18 protein-coding genes and 4 pseudogenes are annotated in these 16128 nt (G+C 60.2%); 21 read left to right on the top strand and 1 reads right to left on the bottom strand.

From position 1 onward, the window contains the following. The first annotated feature begins 5 nt into the window (after window positions 1–5). From RX331_RS38225 to RX331_RS38125, 21 genes and pseudogenes are all read left to right on the top strand, one after another. Window positions 6–230, top strand: coding sequence for a 4Fe-4S binding protein (locus tag RX331_RS38225; protein WP_317252684.1), 225 nt, complete (start codon window positions 6–8; stop codon window positions 228–230). A 337-nt stretch (window positions 231–567) separates the two neighbouring features. Then, window positions 568–1188, top strand: coding sequence for a hypothetical protein (locus RX331_RS38220; protein WP_317252683.1), 621 nt, complete (start codon window positions 568–570; stop codon window positions 1186–1188). Further along, window positions 1185–1505 (top strand): nitrogen fixation protein NifZ, encoded by a 321-nt coding sequence (locus RX331_RS38215; protein WP_317252682.1) that lies wholly within the window; start codon window positions 1185–1187, stop codon window positions 1503–1505. Before RX331_RS38220 ends, RX331_RS38215 begins: the two co-directional genes overlap by 4 nt. Next, window positions 1502–1742: pseudogene (locus RX331_RS38210) on the top strand (nitrogen fixation protein NifZ). Before RX331_RS38215 ends, RX331_RS38210 begins: the two are co-directional and overlap by 4 nt. A 12-nt stretch (window positions 1743–1754) precedes the next feature. Further along, window positions 1755–2114, top strand: a complete 360-nt coding sequence (locus tag RX331_RS38205; protein ID WP_317252681.1) for a hypothetical protein — start codon at window positions 1755–1757, stop codon at window positions 2112–2114. A gap of 30 nt (window positions 2115–2144) precedes the next feature. Beyond that, the gene (locus RX331_RS38200; protein WP_317252680.1) at window positions 2145–2414 is read left to right on the top strand and encodes a DUF6129 family protein; all 270 of its coding nucleotides are present in this window, start codon (window positions 2145–2147) and stop codon (window positions 2412–2414) included. After that, a pseudogene (locus RX331_RS38195) lies at window positions 2411–3590 on the top strand (DegT/DnrJ/EryC1/StrS family aminotransferase); the annotation flags it as partial. The gene RX331_RS38200 and the pseudogene RX331_RS38195, both read left to right, overlap by 4 nt. A gap of 83 nt (window positions 3591–3673) precedes the next feature. Further along, complete coding sequence (locus RX331_RS38190) at window positions 3674–3934, top strand: hypothetical protein (RefSeq protein WP_317252679.1); 261 nt, start codon at window positions 3674–3676, stop codon at window positions 3932–3934. Between the two features lie 384 nt (window positions 3935–4318). Next, complete coding sequence (locus tag RX331_RS38185; RefSeq protein WP_317252678.1) at window positions 4319–4885, top strand: HipA domain-containing protein; 567 nt, start codon at window positions 4319–4321, stop codon at window positions 4883–4885. Then, a complete protein-coding gene (locus RX331_RS38180) occupies window positions 4797–5246 on the top strand; it encodes a HipA domain-containing protein (protein ID WP_317258253.1) in 450 nt (149 codons plus the stop codon). The genes RX331_RS38185 and RX331_RS38180 overlap by 89 nt, the downstream gene beginning before the upstream one ends. A 740-nt stretch (window positions 5247–5986) precedes the next feature. Further along, window positions 5987–6871: a nitrogenase iron protein gene (gene nifH, locus RX331_RS38175; protein ID WP_317252677.1), complete on the top strand. Its 885-nt coding sequence runs from the start codon at window positions 5987–5989 to the stop codon at window positions 6869–6871. 142 nt (window positions 6872–7013) lie between these two features. Then, window positions 7014–7763, top strand: coding sequence for a nitrogen fixation protein NifQ (locus RX331_RS38170; protein ID WP_410708018.1), 750 nt, complete (start codon window positions 7014–7016; stop codon window positions 7761–7763). A gap of 1 nt (window position 7764) precedes the next feature. Beyond that, on the top strand, window positions 7765–8208 hold the full coding sequence (gene irr, locus RX331_RS38165; RefSeq protein ID WP_317252675.1) for a Fur family transcriptional regulator Irr: 444 nt from the start codon (window positions 7765–7767) through the stop codon (window positions 8206–8208). Between the two features lie 172 nt (window positions 8209–8380). Further along, window positions 8381–9589, top strand: a complete 1209-nt coding sequence (gene nifV / locus RX331_RS38160; RefSeq protein WP_317252674.1) for a homocitrate synthase — start codon at window positions 8381–8383, stop codon at window positions 9587–9589. Beyond that, the gene (locus tag RX331_RS38155) at window positions 9573–10172 is read left to right on the top strand and encodes a hypothetical protein (protein WP_317252673.1); all 600 of its coding nucleotides are present in this window, start codon (window positions 9573–9575) and stop codon (window positions 10170–10172) included. Before nifV ends, RX331_RS38155 begins: the two co-directional genes overlap by 17 nt. A gap of 169 nt (window positions 10173–10341) precedes the next feature. Beyond that, window positions 10342–10683, top strand: coding sequence for a nitrogenase stabilizing/protective protein NifW (gene nifW, locus RX331_RS38150; protein ID WP_317252672.1), 342 nt, complete (start codon window positions 10342–10344; stop codon window positions 10681–10683). Between the two features lie 96 nt (window positions 10684–10779). Beyond that, window positions 10780–11097 (top strand): hypothetical protein, encoded by a 318-nt coding sequence (locus RX331_RS38145; RefSeq protein ID WP_317252671.1) that lies wholly within the window; start codon window positions 10780–10782, stop codon window positions 11095–11097. Between the two features lie 31 nt (window positions 11098–11128). Continuing rightward, window positions 11129–11981 (top strand): annotated as a pseudogene (locus RX331_RS38140) (electron transfer flavoprotein subunit beta/FixA family protein). Next, window positions 11978–13087 carry an electron transfer flavoprotein subunit alpha/FixB family protein gene (locus RX331_RS38135; RefSeq protein WP_317252670.1) on the top strand — a complete coding sequence of 370 codons (1110 nt, stop codon included), beginning with the start codon at window positions 11978–11980 and terminating at the stop codon, window positions 13085–13087. Before RX331_RS38140 ends, RX331_RS38135 begins: the two are co-directional and overlap by 4 nt. A gap of 20 nt (window positions 13088–13107) precedes the next feature. Beyond that, a complete protein-coding gene (locus tag RX331_RS38130) occupies window positions 13108–14415 on the top strand; it encodes an FAD-binding protein (RefSeq protein WP_317252669.1) in 1308 nt (435 codons plus the stop codon). 38 nt (window positions 14416–14453) lie between these two features. Further along, entirely contained in the window at window positions 14454–14750 is a 297-nt protein-coding gene (locus RX331_RS38125) for a ferredoxin family protein (protein ID WP_317252668.1), read from the top strand. An 821-nt stretch (window positions 14751–15571) separates the two neighbouring features. Here RX331_RS38125 and RX331_RS38120 read toward each other — a convergent pair. Then, window positions 15572–15812 (bottom strand): annotated as a pseudogene (locus RX331_RS38120) (peroxiredoxin); the annotation flags it as partial. Window positions 15813–16128: the final 316 nt, after the last annotated feature.

Raw genomic sequence — 16128 nt, 5'->3', positions numbered from 1 at the left:
TATAGATGCCATTCAAGATTATTGCCTCGCAATGCACGAGCTGCTCGGCTTGCGAGCTCGAATGCCCGAATGTCGCGATCTCGGAGAAGGGCGGGACGTTCGTGATTGATCCTAAAAAATGCACCGAATGCATCGGCTATTTCGACGGACCGCAATGTGCGGCGGTTTGTCCGGTCGAGAATACCTGTGTGCTCGACGCTTCATTGCCGCGCTATCAGGCGCGGGCATAAGAGTGTAAGCGTTGTGAATTCCACAGGCAAGGACCCGGGAAAAATTCATGAATTTTGAGGTGCGCGCCAATAGCGCCGCTGATTCAGCCCGCCGGCTGGCCGGGCCGGCGGTTGCTCAGGATTGTCCACCGATATCGGTGTTGCGCCGGCACCGAAGCCCGGTCAGCAAGTCGTCGAGCGCAATGACCTAAAACGTGCTTCACAACGCCGGGGACAGTCGGCAGGTCGTCGGGGTGACGAGTCTCAACCGATACCGCTGCGCAGACCCGCCTGATCTTCCCCGAAGCAGGTGTGCTGCGCGCCACAAAGGCCGCCTATTCCAAGGAGAGAGCTGCCAATGGACCTGGATATAGCAGGCAAGCCGCTGTCCGGGAGCGCGAGGGAACTGATCGCACACACGCCGCTCGGCGAAGGCCTGCTGCGCGAAGCCGAGCGTCATCTGTGGCAGGCCGGGCTCTCCTATCATCTGGACGAGATCGCAGAAAAACACCTGCACCAAGCGCATGCGCTGGCGCCGGGCCACGCCGCCATCCTGATTGGCCTTTACCGTTTCTATCTCTACAAGGGCCGATTGTCGGAGTCGCGGGAGATTGCGCGGCGCTGCATCACCAAGGCCGCGCGTGAAAACGGACTCGCGGACGATTGGCGGCAGGTCAAAGCGGCCGATGCCGCCTTCGGCAGCCACGGAAGCATCCTGCCGCGCTTCTTTCTGTTTTCGCTGAAGGGCTTTGCCTACCTGCAGAGGCGGCTCGGCAATTTGGACGAGGGGCGCGTGGCCACGAAAAAGCTGCTCGAACTCGACCCGACCGACAAGATCGGTGCCAGGGTCCTTCTGGACGTGTGGCGAGGCGCATTGCGGCTGTCGAGTTGGCAGGTCTCATCGAAGATGAAAATGGTATGGTGCGGAAGGTCGCGCGCGGCCGTCTGGCCTGCAAGTCCGCGCGGAAGTGATTCATGAGCAACGTCGTCCGCGACAGTGACGTAGTCGAGCTAAGTGGGCCACCGTTCTTCAACCTTGGCGAAAAGGTACAGGCCAAGCGCACCATTCGCAACGACGGCACCTATGCCGGCAAGGAGATCGGTGACATCCTGGCCAAGAAAGGCGAGGTTGGGTACGTCGTCTCCATCGGGACGTTCCTGCAGCAATTCTACATCTATGGCGTCGAGTATCTTGAAAGCGGAAACCGCGTCGGCATGAAGCGCAAGGAGCTCGATCTGGCGGACGCGCGCGAGGAACCCGACGACCTGCCGTTGCCGGAAGAGATCGCGTCATGATCGAGCCGCGCCTTCCGAAATATCAAATGGGGACAGCGAGTCAGAGCCGCGGTCGACCTCGTTAACGACGGCTCCTTTCCCGATGCGCCGGCTGACGGGCTCTTGGTCGGCGCCGGCGCCATCGGCGAGATCGTGAAAGTCGGCATGCATACCGAAGCGAACTTGCCGATCTATGTTGTAGAGTTTGGTGAGCGGCTGGTCGTCGGTTGTCTTGAAGAAGAGATCACACTGTTTTGAGGGGCTTTCGCGATGAATGCCGCGGTGATGAGAAAGGTAGCAATCAGCTTGATCGCCCACCCGAACGAGCTCGATCGCAAGCGGATCGAGCGTGCCTTGAGCTCGCGCAAACGCTATCGCTATGTCTCGCCGAATGTGAGGCCGGTAAGGAATGGTTACCTAATCGAGAGTCCCTGCTGCTCGGGCAATATCGACAAAGACGGCGGCTTGATTGATGTCGCGCTGATCCATCATGACGCGGTGAGCGCGACATGGAGGCTGTTTCATAAAGATCACGCGCTGGGGCTCTGGGAGTTTCACAGCATCCACAACCGGCTGATCGCGGCGATCGACGAACTGAACACAGATGCCGAGCGAGTGTTCTGGCAATAGCCGCTTTGGAACTGGTCATAAGGAGTCGCGATGGCGCTCGGCACCGACGAACTTATCGAAATCGAACGGCTGCTTGCGGCAGCTGACGTCGATGCAAGCCCGTTCGCCGAGTTGCGGCGCCGCTTTCCACAGCTCGCTTGCACACGCTGTGACGCGTCTGACATGACGGAGGCGCCGTTTCGCAGGTTTTCACGGTTCGACCTGCATCTGATCGATGGCTCTGCCCATTGCGTGCAAATCACAGCCGATCCGGCGCGCGCGACTGGTATCGTGCTGGCGGCAAGAAGTACTCGGCGATGACTAGCGTCGCAATAGCAAAGGATCACGACGCCCACGCGGTCAAGGCGGATGTATCTCTTATTCCGCTCTCCGATCCCGATGTCACCTTCGCCGAGCTCTCCGCCGTGCAAACGCTGCTGTGCTCGCCGCGGATCTCGAACGGGCCGGTGACTGAGGCCTTCGAGAAAGCCTTTGCCGCCTATCTCGGCCGAAAATATGCCGTTGCCGTCCCGAACGGCAGGATCGGGCTTCAGCTTGCGCTAAAGGCCGTCGGCATCGGGCGGGGGCAACGACGTGATCGCCTCACCCTATTCGTTTCGCGAGACGGCGCATGCAATCAGTCTCTCGGGCGCGCGGGCGGTATTTGCCGATGTTGACTATTGGTCGGGAGCGTTGGATCCAGCGAAGGTCGAAGACCGTATCACGGCCAACACGCGGGCGATTGTTGCCGGAAATCCTAATGGCCATCCGGCACCATGGTCGGAGCTGCGCGCGATCGCACAGCGCCATCAGCTGATGCTACTGGAGGATTCGACCGAGGCGATCGGATCGAGATACAACGGCGAACTCGTCGGCCGCTTTGGCGATATCGCGGTGTTCGACTTTGCCCAGCCTCTGGCCCTGACCTGCGGCGAGGGCGGCATGGCGGTGACCGACGATATCAACATAGCCGTCGGCTTGCGTCGCAATCGCGCCCATCGGCTGGATAACCTCTCCTCCTCTGTGGTCAGCAGCGCAGCGCCTTACCAGGTCGGCATGAGCGATCTCACAGCCGCGTTGGGCCTTGCGCAGCTGAAGCGCCTCAATGAAATCCTAGAGCGGCGCCGGCTCATCGAGCAGCTCTACAACGCACATATGTTATCATTCGAGGGTATCAAGCCGCCGTATGTCGGCACCGATGTGACGGTGGACTGGTTCCTCTATCTCGTGCATCTCGGGACGCGCTTCACGCGCTCCAGCCGCGATGCCATTGTCGATGATCTGTGCATCGCGCAGGTCGAGGCCGCCGCGTACTGCCATCCGATGCATTTGCAGCGTTACTATTTTGAGCTTGGCTATCGCTACGGCGATTTCTTGGTCACGGAAAAGATCGCCGATCGCGCCGTGGCGCTACCGTTTCACAGCCATCTCACTGACAACCAGATCGAGTTCATCGTGGAGACGACGAAGGACGCGTCCATAAACGTCGGGGCAGGTGACGGAAGCAAGGTCCTTGTCGACGGGATAACAACTGCCAACAATCTTGGCCTTACCAACGCAGTTCCGGCCAAGGTAATTGTATGGACGGACTGAAGAAACTGACCATGCGCATGTCAATGCGCGGCTTCACTCGCCTGACCAATGCGTTCTCCAAGAAGTTTGAGAACAACTGCCACGCGCTGGCGCTCTTTTTCGTGTTCTACAGCTTCTGCCGCGTCTTAAAGACTTTTGGCGCTACGCCTGCAATGGCTGCGGGACTTGTGGATAAGGTTTTAAAAATGTCGGTCGTGGTTGCGCCGATCGACGCGGCCAATCCGGTCCCTATAGTTCGCGGCCCTTAAAAAAACGGGCTATCGCTGCCGAATTCTGATTCGATCCGACGCAAGCACAAATTGCGTCGATCCAACATGTTTATTTTTCCTGAGCGCAATGACCCTATTGTCGCTCGCGGAAGGATCGCGTCGAGTTCGATCCCGTCGAGCTGAAGCTCCAGGGGCCCCCGTTCCGGACGACGAAGCTGCGCGGCAATTTCGGACCTTGCGCGATAGCTCGCCAGACGCCTGGGGACGCAAGCTCATCGAGACTCGCCTGGGCAATCCGTCGCCGACCGAAGTACAATATCTACTCAACTCGCCAGACGATCGCGCTGGCGCGCTCGGCTTCGGTCTGAACGTTCAACCGCCGGCATCGGTTCGCAAGTTCAACAAACGCTCGATTTGGCACGCTTGATCGCGCTTGCGGACCAGATCGTCGCCGCCGAGAAGGACCCAAAGGCGCCGGCACCTGCTGGCTCCGACGCCGAACAGGCTGAGGCGCTCATGCGCGCCGGTACGTCCATGGGCGGTGCGCGGCCGAAAGCCACGGTCGAGGACGAAGGCGCGCTCTGGCTGGCGAAATTCCCTCATCGCGATGACAGATGGAATAATCCGCGTGTAGAACACGCCATGCTCACCCTAGCTCGCGAGTGCAGCATCTCTTGTGCCGAAAGCCGGATGACGACCATCGCAGATAAGGACGTACTTCTGGTGAAGCCGTTCGACCGCCACAAGGCCGAGACGGGGTATCTGCGCAGCAGGATGGTGAGCGCACTTACGCTGCTTGATGCGGACGATACCCAGGAGACCGCCGACAAGCGCCAGAAATGGTCCTACTTGCTTCTTGCCGACGAAATACGGCGAGCTACATCGGGGAGTCAGACCAAGGATCTGCCCGAGCTCTTCCGTCGGGGTATGCTTCAACGCACTCATCTCCAACACCGACGATCATCCGCGCAACCATGCGATCCTAGCTAAGGACCATGCTTGGTCGCTGTCGCCAGCTTATGACCTTACTCCGAACCCGATGATCGCGCTGGAACGCCGCGACCTCGCCATGGCGTTCGGCGATTGGGGTCGATACGCCAACCGGACCAATCTGCTGTCTCGGTGCGAGCGCTTTCTACTCTCTAAGGATCAGGCCGCGGCCATCGTCGATGGCCTGCTATCAACGATCAGCTCATCCTGGTACGCGGTCTGTCGGCAGGCGGGAGTCAGCGAACGCGATTGCGAACTCATCCGCAGCGCTTTCGTGTACGAGGGATTCGAATACGACTTGAATGATCCGACGATCGTAACCGACGACCCGGAGGAGTTGCCGACGATGCGCGCCCGCTAGACTAGACAGCGCGGAAGTGCATCTTGGCCGAACTCCAGGGCGTCTTGCCTTGGCCCGGGCCAAGCGACCGCTGCGGTGGCATATCGCCTCGGCGGGATGGATCTCACGGTCCTCCGCCAATGGCGTGGCGCTGGCAATCATCACCACGACCAGCTTGCCATCCCTGGCATGCCGATTGCCCCGCGGCGGCAACGGCGACGCCCTTGGCATAGGGCTCCTCTGGTGTCGCCAGCTCATGGGTTTCGATGTCATCATAGCATGAATTGCAGGGCCGCGCAGTGATCTCGTCATGATCAAATCACGAACACCCGTCGCCGGTCCACGGCCTTCGATGTTTCGACATCGATCTGCATTGTCGCTCTCCTGAAAATCGCGCCGGAGGGGCAGCTTACAAAAGTCGGTTGGCAACGTGCGTTCCGCGGACGGACTGAAATCGCCTACGGCGCGGGTCTCCTGCCGGTTGGAGCGCTTGTTCGCTTCCTGACAACGGCAGAGCTGCTGTCACTTTCAAGCCAGCTGACGCCTATGGCTGGGCCGTATTTTTCAAAGCCTAATCAGAAGGTTAAGCAGCACGGACAGTGCTGGCATGACGGTTGCTATGAGCTTGCCGCAACACTGAGTGAGGGCTGAGTGCACGCCGACGCGCAAAAGACGAGCGATGCTCTCCTTCCCTTGAGCCCGTGTGCACAAGCTCGCGCGCACTTCGCGCAATCTTTGGCAATCGGTTGATGGAGAGTAGCATGGCTTCACTGAGACAAATCGCATTCTACGGCAAGGGTGGCATCGGCAAGTCGACCACCTCGCAGAACACGCTGGCGGCGCTGGCCGAGATGGGCCACAAGATCCTGATCGTCGGCTGCGATCCCAAGGCAGACTCGACCCGCCTGATCCTGCACGCCAAGGCGCAGGACACGATTCTAAGCCTGGCTGCGAACGCTGGCAGCGTCGAAGACCTCGAAATCGAGGACGTCATGAAGATCGGTTACAAGGACATCCGCTGTGTGGAGTCGGGTGGCCCGGAGCCGGGTGTGGGGTGCGCCGGTCGCGGCGTCATCACCTCGATCAACTTCCTGGAAGAGAATGGCGCCTATGAGGATATCGACTACGTCTCCTACGACGTGCTCGGCGATGTCGTCTGCGGCGGCTTTGCGATGCCTATCCGCGAGAACAAGGCGCAGGAGATTTACATCGTGATGTCCGGTGAGATGATGGCAATGTATGCCGCCAACAACATCTCCAAGGGCATTCTGAAATATGCCAACTCCGGCGGCGTGCGGCTCGGCGGCCTGATCTGCAACGAGCGGCAGACCGACAAGGAGCTGGAGCTGGCGGAGGCGCTGGCCAAGAAGCTCGGCACGCAGCTGATCTATTTCGTGCCGCGCGACAATGTCGTACAGCACGCGGAGCTGCGCCGCATGACCGTGCTGGAGTATGCGTCGGACTCCCAGCAGGCAGATCACTATCGCAATCTCGCGACCAGGATTCACAACAATGGTGGCAAGGGCATCATCCCGACCCCGATCTCCATGGACGAGCTCGAGGACATGTTGATGGAGCACGGCATCATGAAGCCGGTCGACGAGTCCATCGTCGGCAAGACCGCCGCCGAACTCGCTGCTTCGTAAAGAGTGCGCGAATGAATGCCGGCTTCCCCGATTCTCGGGGAGGCCGGCGTTCTGGCGAGATTTGAGGGCCACCACAGTATCCGCCGAAGCACGCTTGAGCGTAGTGGGGTCGTGAAGCCATGTTCGAAGCACAATCAGTCCGATGAATATCACCACAGTGACGAACGCGAGCGGCGCGTCGCGTACGGGAATTGCGACCTATCGCCTGCTCGCAGGTTGCCATCCCGCAGACGCTGACATCAGTAGCGACAGCGATTTCGATCGCCACGTGCTCGCGTCCATTCTGGCCACCGCTGCGATGGAGGGGGGGCGGATTTCTGACAGGGCCGGCCTGTCCGGCGACGAGCTCGTCGCATTGTTGGAGCAGCACTTCCCCTCGTTTCGGATCAAACCCGAGGAGCTGCATTTGCATTTCACGTGCGATGAGAACGATGAGGTCGCAATGTTGCGTGATCTCCTGCTCGCGCAACGGTCGACCGACGGCGACACCGGTCGCTGGCTGGCTGCGATGATCGCGCGTCGCGCCATCGAGCCAAATCACCTATGGGAAGATCTCGGATTGCGCGATCGTGGCGAAGTCTCCCGACTTTTAAGCCGTCATTTCGCGCCGCTCGCCGCGCGCAATATCAACAATATGCGCTGGAAGCGCTTCTTTTATCGCACCCTGTGCGAGGACGATGGCCTCGTGATGTGCACGACGCCGGTGTGCACGCAATGTAACGACTTCAACGTCTGCTTTGGCGATGAGAGCGGTGAGAGCCGGATGGCCGAGCGCCGGCGAGACGCTCTGTTGCCGGCGGCTGCACTAGCTGAGTCGCGCCGGACAGATCGTCCGTTGGCGAGCGTTTCGGTCGATGACCACGCGGGTCCTGCGGGGTTTGCGGGGGATTAAGGTGGACGCGGCTGAGGCCGATTTTGGCGGGCTAGGCCCCAAGGCCGGCTGCAAGGATCTCCTGCTCAAGGCCGGGCTGCGGCCGACGCGCCAGCGCGTGATCTTAAGCAAGCTGTTGTTTGCCGGGGGCACCCGGCATGTTACAGCAGAGATGCTGTTTACCGAGGCGCGCGCCGCCGGCTTTCCGATCTCGCTGGCTACCGCCTACAACGCATTGAAGCAGTTCACGCAAGCGGGCCTGTTGCGCCAGATTCCTCCAAACGGGGTACGATCATTTTTCGACACCAACACCACGCCGCATCCGCATTACTATCTGCACGGAGAGGATACCCTGCTCGATATTCCCGCAGCCGATCTTCTGCTTGCGAGTGCGCCTGAGGCGCTGCCGGGCCACGAAGTCTCCGGCGTCGATCTGATCATTCATCTGCGCCGCACGCCGAGTTGATCCGAACCTATCGCGCCGAGAAGTAAGCCGGCCCGCCGCTTTGCGACGCTGTCGCGTTTGCGACATTAGGTCTGCTACAAAAAATTCAGCTTTATGAGTGAGTTAGGTCGACTGCTGACGTGGCACGCGGGTTGCTGATGCCTTCATTGACTAAGGTCAACAAGGAGCCGCCATGATCGCCGCCGCCGCTACGAAACCTCCATGGTCCGACACGGCTCGGACCAAGCCGATCGTGCTCAATGACACGACGCTGCGCGATGGCGAGCAGGCGCCGGGCGTCGCCTTCAAGGCAGCCGAAAAGGTGGCCATCGCGCAGGCACTGGCAAGGGCTGGCGTCACCGAGATTGAGGCGGGGACACCCGCCATGGGCCATGAGGAGATCGCCGCCATCCGCGCCATTGTCGAGGCCGATCTGCCGCTTACCACCATCGGCTGGTGCCGGATGCGTGAAGCCGATATCGACGCAGCCATCGAGGCCAAGGTATCCATGGTCAATGTGTCGATCCCGGCCTCTGACCTGCAGATTGCCGCCAAGCTTGGCGGTGACCGCGATGTGGCGGTGGAACAGGTGAAGCGGGTGGTCGGGTATGCCCGCGAGCGGGGGCTTGAGGTCGCTGTTGGTGGCGAGGACTCCTCCCGCGCCGATGTCAATTTTCTCATCACTCTGATCGCAACTGCAAAGGCTGCGGGCGCGCGGCGCTTTCGCATCGCCGATACGCTCAGCGTGCTTGATCCCGACTCAGCCTCCGCGCTGATCGCGCGTCTGCGCGCGAAGACCGATCTCGAGCTCGAATTTCACGGCCATGACGATCTTGGGCTCGCGACCGCAAATACGCTCGCCGCCATCAAGGGCGGCGCGAGCCACGCCTCGGTGACTGTCATCGGGCTAGGCGAGCGCGCAGGAAATGCGCCACTGGAGGAAGTCGCGGTTGCGCTCAAACAGCTCTACGGGCACGACACCGGCATCGTGCTGTCGGAACTCGAGAAGGTCGCTGCAGTCGTCGCAGCCGCGGCTACACGCGCGATTCCTCTGAACAAAGCGATCGTTGGCGAGCATGTGTTCACTCATGAGTCCGGCATTCATGTGGATGGCTTGTTGAAGGATCAACGCACCTATCAATCGCTCGACCCGCAATTGCTCGGCCGCTCCAATCGTATCGTGATCGGTAAGCATTCGGGGCTGTCGGCGATCACCTCGCTGCTTAAGGAATTGCAGCTCGCCGTCAGCGCAGAAGAGGCGAAGCGGATCCTGTCTCGGGTGCGCGAACATGCCGTCGAGTACAAGAGGCCGGTGCCGCGCGAGACCGTGGCGGCGATTTGGCGCGATGTTTGCGAACGATCATTGACCGACTGCGGTGAGGGCCATGTCCAGCATCGTTAACCCCGATCGCGTCGCAGTAACTCCCGCATGGCGAAAGCCCTCGCTGCTCGTGCTTGGTTCTGTGTTTCTGCGCAATCGCGCGGCGTGCAACCAGCTCGAGACCTTGCTGACCTACCGCAGCATCCATGCTGTGATCTGCTATTTCCTCGCGAGACGCCTCTGGACAGCCGGCTGGCGGTTTCCGGCGCGGCTGTTGTCCTGGTTCGGCGGCTTCCTGGCTCATATCGACATCCATTTCGGCGCGACCATGGGTCGTTTCTTCATCGATCGTGGAGCCTGTCGTGCTAGGCGAGACTGCCAAAGTAGGGAGAGCTCAATGCTCTATTACGACATCCCGCTTGGCGGCGTCATTGTCGCACGAGCAAGTGCCATCCTACCGCGGAGGACTGGGAATTGGTCGGTGACGGAGCAAAGATCCTCGGTCCGATCACCCTCGGGTTCGACGCGCGCATTGGGAAGACATCCGGTTATCATCGAGAGCACCCCGTCCGACATCACTCTGGTCGGCATTCCGGCGCGCGCGTGCGGTCGCAGCGGAGCCATCGCCGCTTTATCGGCCATATCGGCCTTGACCACCATCTGATGCTGTTCCGCTCAGCAAGGCGATCGCTGTCCTGCTCGACCGGTCGAGTTTTTAGGAGACGCGTTTGGGCCATATGCAGCGCCAGCGTCGCAAGGTGGGCTGCCGCGAAACGACCAGCTTATCCCGCGTCAAGAGCACGGGCCGGCGGCCTAACCCAAGGAGATTTTCGATGAGCGACACACAATCGGCTGCCGGCATCCTCTATCGGCTCAACAAGGCCTGCTCGGCGGAGGATTTTTTTGCCCTTCTCGGGGTCGACTACGACCCTAAAATCGTCAACGTCGCGCGCCTGCATATCTTGAGGCGCATGGGGCAATATCTCGCCAAGGAACAGTTCGCAGGTGCGGCGGAGGCAGAGGTGACGGCGCGGTGCAAGTCGGTATTGGAGCAGGCCTATGCCGATTTCGTGGCGTCGTCACCGATCGAACAGCGCGTGTTCAAGGTTTTGCAGGATGCGGTCGCGGAGCCGAAGAAGCAGGCGGCTTTCGTGCCATTGAGTGCGCTGAAGTAACCTCGTGCATCACTTCAGTGCAGTTTGCCCATGTCGGATCAGCGCGTTGCGCCGCCAAACTCATAACTGAGATCAACTCTGTCGCCTTCCCGACGTATGTCGAACCTGAAACCGTCGGCGATGCTAACTGCCAGTTTATCATCCTCTCTCAACGCGTTGGTTTTTCAACCATTTTTGATGGCGCCGCAATTGGTACAACACTTGCTGTTCTCCGGCCAAGTCCGTCGTCTACGCAGACCCGACCGAATGTCGCTGTCCGAGATGAAATTTGGAGAAAGACCAATGATGTTGTCGTTACTGCTCGCAGCTCGCGCCGGAATCATCTTGTGGGTCACGTTCGCAATAATGCCGCTCGAAATTGCCTTTGACGCCATCGAGGATGTGATTGACCGGGAGATGGCCGCCAATGGGTAACTCGCGTGTGCACCGTACCTCTGGAGAAGGCATGCACAGCGTCGCTTGCGTCAAGCAGATCCCAGGCTCCGCGCAGATCCGCGTGCACCTCGTGAGCAACACGATCATGCGGCAGGTGTGCCGACCATCATCAACGCCTGTGACCCGTTCGCGATGCAAGCCGCGTTCGAGTTGCTTGACAGGTTTGGCGGTGAGATCACCGTGCTCACGATGGGCCCACCATCGGCAAAGGATCCCCTGCGCAAGGCGTACCTTCGGTGCCGATCGTCCGGTTCTGCTCAATGACCACTTCTTTGTCGGCGCCGACACGCTGGCCACGACTTACGCGTTCGCGTCCGCGATCCGGACAATCCGTGGTGCGTTTGGCTCGCCCGATATCATCTTCGCCGGCAAGCAGAGCATCGACGGTGACACCGCTAAGGTATTAGCCTGGCATAGCCAGGAAGCCAGGCCTGTTGCAGTTCACTCTGGTCGTCGAAATCGCCGTTCTCGATCTCACCTGCCGCACCGTCGAAGCAGACCGCCGCGCCGAAGCCGACGTGCAGATGTTGCGCACAAAGCAGTCCCACCTGATCACCTGCCGGAATCGACGAACCAGATTAGCGGCGGCGTCGATGGCCGACGCCCCGCGCGCCGGTACGGCGCCGGTGGTGAAATCGAGCGCGCAGGAAGCTGGCTTCGAGGATATCTTGAAAGGCGACCTGCACGACTCAGCGACCATCGTCAAACTGGTCTTTGCGCCGTCGCCGCACGCCGCCAAGACGGAGCTGGTGGAAGCCGCAAAGCAGCCGGTAGAGGCGCTGATCGAACCCATCTTCAAACCGGAATCCGGAGTCGAGCTTTGCGGTGCTGGCGCGCTGATTCTAAGGGAGTTTGAGCCATGAGCAATTTCATCAAAGGTCCTACGCCTACCGCCGGCGGCCGGGCAGCAGCTAAGAAAGAATTGCCGGAACACTTCAAGGCCTACAAGCATGTCTGGGTCTTCATCGAGCAGGAGCGAGGTCAGGTGCATTCCGTTTCCTGGGAGCTCATGGGTGCGGGCCGCAAGCTCGCAGACAAGCTGAAGGTCGATCTCGCTGCGGTTGTAGTCGGCCCGGAGGGCGAGGCGGCGCGCAGCGCCGCCATCGAATCCTTCTGCTACGGCGCTGACCTTGTCTATCTCGTGGCCGACAATGTGCTATCGGAGTATCGTAACGAGTCCTACACCAAGGCACTGACCGATCTCGTCAACACCCATAAGCCCGAGATCCTGCTATTGGGCGCCACCACACTCGGTCGCGATCTCGCGGGCTCGGTCGCGACAACGCTACTGACGGGTCTCACCGCCGACTGCACCGGGCTGGACGTCGACGCGGATGGTTCACTTGCGGCCACGCGTCCGACCTTTGGTGGCACGCTACTTTGTACGATCTACACCTTGAATTACCGGCCGCAAATGGCAACCGTCCGCCCACGCGTCATGCCGATGCCCGAGCGCGTCGCACGCGACGCCGCCCGTATCATCATCCATCCGCTTGCTCTCGTCGAAGACGATATCGTCACCAAGGTCCTGTCGTTCATCCCAGACCGGGATTCCGCAAAATCCAACCTCGCTTATGCCGATGTCGTTGTCGCCGGCGGCTTGGGTCTGGGGTCGCTGGAGAATTTTCAGCTGGTGCGGCAGCTCGCCGCCATGATTGGGGCCGAATTTGGCTGCTCGCGACCACTGGTACAGAAGGGCTGGGTCACTTCCGACCGGCAAATCGGACAAACCGGTAAGACCATACGGCCAAAGCTCTACATCGCCGCTGGTATTTCCGGTGCGATCCAGCATCGGGTCGGCGTCGAGGGCGCGGACCTGGTCGTCGCCATCAACACCGACAAGAACGCGCCGATTTTTGACTTCGCCCATATCGGCATCGTGACCGACGCGATCCATTTGCTGCCGGCGCTGACGGCCGCATTTCGTGCGCGGCTGTCGCCGCATTCGCGCGACCGCATTGCGAGCTAGCGCACCAGAAGGAGAGACTCATGATCGAAGAACGATTCGACGCCATCGTCGTTGGCGCCGGCATGGCAGGCAATGCAGCGGCGCTGACCATGGCTAAGTGTGGCATGAAAGTGCTGCAGCTCGAGCGCGGCGAATATTCGGGATCGAAGAACGTGCAGGGCGCGATCCTCTATGCCGATATGCTGGAAAAGCTAATCCCGGACTTTCGCGAGGACGCGCCACTCGAACGTCATCTGGTCGAGCAGCGGTTCTGGATGATGGACGATCGCTCCCATGTCGGTCTGCACTACTGGTCCGACGAGTTCAATGAGCAGCGGCCCAACCGCTACACCATCATCCGCGCGCAGTTCGACAAATGGTTCTCCTCGAAGGTCCGCGAGGCCGGCGCGACGGTGCTGTGCGAGACCACGGTGACCGAACTCGCGCGAGATGCCAACGGCAAGGTCATCGGGGTGCACACGGATCGCGGTGACGGCGAAGTCCATGCGGATGTCGTAGTGCTGGCGGAGGGCGTCAACGGCCTGCTCGGTACTCGTGCGGGTCTGCGCGATCGGCCTAAGCCTGACAAGGTTGCACTCGCGGTGAAGGAAATGCACTTCTTGCCGCGCGAGACCATTGAGGCACGCTTCAATCTCGAAGGCGACGAGGGCGTCGTGATCGAGGCTGCCGGCACCATTTCCCGCGGCATGACTGGGATGGGCTTCATCTATGCTAACAAGGAGTGCATCTCGCTCGGCATCGGCTGCCTCGTCGCCGACTTCCAGCGCACGGGCGAGACGCCCTATGGGCTGCTCGATCGCTTCAAGCGGCATCCGTCTGTGGCGCGGCTGATCAAGGGCTCCGAGGTGAAGGAATATTCGGCGCATCTGATCCCTGAGGGAGGCTACAAGGCGATCCCGCAGCTTTATGGTGAGGGCTGGGTGGTGGTGGGCGATGCCGCGCAGCTCAACAACGCCATTCATCGCGAGGGCTCTAACCTCGCGATGACCTCGGGCCGCATCGCGGCCGAAGCAATCTCGCATGTGAGGTCGCGCCGGGCTCCCATGAGCGCTGAGAATCTCGCGCTCTACAAGAAGATGCTGGACGACTCCTTCGTGATCAAGGATCTGAGGAAATACAAGGATATGCCAACGCTGATGCACACCAATTCGCAAAACTTTTTTCTTACCTATCCGCAGCTTGTCTCAAGAGCGATGCAGAATTTTGTGCGCGTCGACGGCACGCCAAAGGCTGAGAAAGAGAAGGTGACGTTGAAATCTTTTGTCAATGCGCGGTCATGGACAGGTTTGTTCGGCGATGCATTCCGCTTCGCCCGCGCCTGGCGCTGACCAACCAACGTCGAAGCCGAACCTAAGGAGCTGAAAACATGACTGTCGAGCCCTCAATGCGCGTCGAGGATAAGCTGTTCTACAATCGCTATCTCGTCGACGTCGGTCGTCCGCACATCAAGGTACGCGCGCACACCAAGCCATCGCCGCAGCTACTTGCCCTTTTGAAAGCGTGCCCCGCGCGCTGCTATGAGCTGAACGACAAGAGCCAGGTCGAGATCGCCGTCGACGGTTGCATCGAGTGCGGCACCTGCCGCGTCATCGGAGAGCCCACCGGCGACATCGAATGGAGCTATCCGCGTGGGGGATATGGGGTGCTATTCAAGTTTGGGTGAAGGCTGAACGACAGGCAGTGTGTGATTGCCATTAATGAGGCGATCTCGCGGCGGATACAGTTTCGCCGCGCACCGCCTGCGCGAGAGACCGAAATCTAGCAAAAACCGCAACTTGGGGTGAGGGGACGCTTCGCGAACTCAGCGCCTTAGCCCGGCGGATTCTTCTCACGAACGCATCAAACGGGGAAACCGCCGAATGAGGCCTTATCCAGCTTAGGCTCGCGAGCCGTCCGAGGGCTGTATCAAGCCGCGCTTATAGCCAGCGACCACCGTCCGGGCCGGGATCGCTGATGAGGATGGTGCATGGCGAAGATGGAACCGCTTCGCCCCAGACACGACAAGACATGCTGGTTGTAAATGCGACCGCTGTACCGCGCGACTTTCGTAGGGTGACGCCGCAGGTGCATTCATTATGGATAACAAACTCGCGCGATGATGCCGGACTCTCGCCCGCGGCCGTTCGCGCGTGGGCGTTGATCGGCGCGTTAGTCAATCTCGCTTTTGTTGGACTAGTTCTATTCTGCTGCTGAGCCCAGATCTGGCCAACTAGCCTTGACCGCATCCGGTCGCTGACAACATCGTTTGGACAACTTGCGTTTGCTCCACCAAGGAAAAATCGATCGATGTTGAGAAAGAAGAAGTAGTAGTGTCGTGGACGGAGATGCACCAGATATTACAGCACGAAATGCATCAGAGATCCGGTACGCATTTGCGGCCGAGGTTCTATCGCCCGCGGCGCTTACGGCGCGTCTTGGATGAGACCTTCTCACCGCAGAACAAATACGCGCTGTTGTGCTGGCTACCGCGATCGCGACCCGCACCACGGCCTCCTTCCTGCTGCGACCGACATTCAGATTGGTCGCATAGACATGCTGGATGGTGTTGTCGGGATCGACGACGAACGTATAGCGATATGCAACGTCGTCAGGGGAGCGCGCGCCCAGGCCATCGACCAGCCGGGCCGTTGGTGTCGGCAAATTGCCAGATCGGCAGATGGTGCAGATCCTTATGCTGGCGTCGCCAAGCGAGCTTGCAGAACTCGTCGGAGATCACGCCGCCTAGCGTTTGCCGCGGGACACCAATTCAGTCTCACGGTGCCCAGCCGAAAAGACGAGCTCGGCGGTCACGGCCTGACCCGCCAATGTTATTCCTGCAGGGCCCCTCAACTAGCCGTACGGAGGACTACTCCAGGTCGGCGCAACCGAGTTTGCTAGTGCTTGCTCAATCAATTTCCTAACACCTTCCGATCTGCTCATGCCATAGGATCTTGACCAGCGTTCGATCCGTTGAATCAGCTCCTCTGGCGCTCGGAAGGACAGCATAGGGTCCTTACCGGTGGGGGGCCGCCCCATTTTGGCATGCGGCTTCCGTTCCTTTC

Source organism: Bradyrhizobium sp. BWA-3-5 (genome assembly GCF_032917985.1).
Taxonomy (GTDB): domain Bacteria; phylum Pseudomonadota; class Alphaproteobacteria; order Rhizobiales; family Xanthobacteraceae; genus Bradyrhizobium.
Note: the sequence above shows the minus strand (reverse complement) of the source record. Positions and strands in the feature narration are given on the sequence as shown.

Coding starts and splice junctions, on each gene's coding strand:
- RX331_RS38205 (WP_317252681.1), top strand. CDS start 1,755: ATGAATGCCGCGGTGATGAGAAAGGTAGCAATCAGCTTGATCGCCCAC.
- RX331_RS38220 (WP_317252683.1), top strand. CDS start 568: ATGGACCTGGATATAGCAGGCAAGCCGCTGTCCGGGAGCGCGAGGGAA.
- RX331_RS38170 (WP_410708018.1), top strand. CDS start 7,014: ATGAATATCACCACAGTGACGAACGCGAGCGGCGCGTCGCGTACGGGA.
- nifH (WP_317252677.1), top strand. CDS start 5,987: ATGGCTTCACTGAGACAAATCGCATTCTACGGCAAGGGTGGCATCGGC.
- RX331_RS38215 (WP_317252682.1), top strand. CDS start 1,185: ATGAGCAACGTCGTCCGCGACAGTGACGTAGTCGAGCTAAGTGGGCCA.
- RX331_RS38145 (WP_317252671.1), top strand. CDS start 10,780: ATGTCGAACCTGAAACCGTCGGCGATGCTAACTGCCAGTTTATCATCC.
- RX331_RS38125 (WP_317252668.1), top strand. CDS start 14,454: ATGACTGTCGAGCCCTCAATGCGCGTCGAGGATAAGCTGTTCTACAAT.
- RX331_RS38155 (WP_317252673.1), top strand. CDS start 9,573: ATGTCCAGCATCGTTAACCCCGATCGCGTCGCAGTAACTCCCGCATGG.
- RX331_RS38190 (WP_317252679.1), top strand. CDS start 3,674: ATGGACGGACTGAAGAAACTGACCATGCGCATGTCAATGCGCGGCTTC.
- nifW (WP_317252672.1), top strand. CDS start 10,342: ATGAGCGACACACAATCGGCTGCCGGCATCCTCTATCGGCTCAACAAG.
- RX331_RS38135 (WP_317252670.1), top strand. CDS start 11,978: ATGAGCAATTTCATCAAAGGTCCTACGCCTACCGCCGGCGGCCGGGCA.
- nifV (WP_317252674.1), top strand. CDS start 8,381: ATGATCGCCGCCGCCGCTACGAAACCTCCATGGTCCGACACGGCTCGG.
- RX331_RS38225 (WP_317252684.1), top strand. CDS start 6: ATGCCATTCAAGATTATTGCCTCGCAATGCACGAGCTGCTCGGCTTGC.
- RX331_RS38130 (WP_317252669.1), top strand. CDS start 13,108: ATGATCGAAGAACGATTCGACGCCATCGTCGTTGGCGCCGGCATGGCA.
- RX331_RS38200 (WP_317252680.1), top strand. CDS start 2,145: ATGGCGCTCGGCACCGACGAACTTATCGAAATCGAACGGCTGCTTGCG.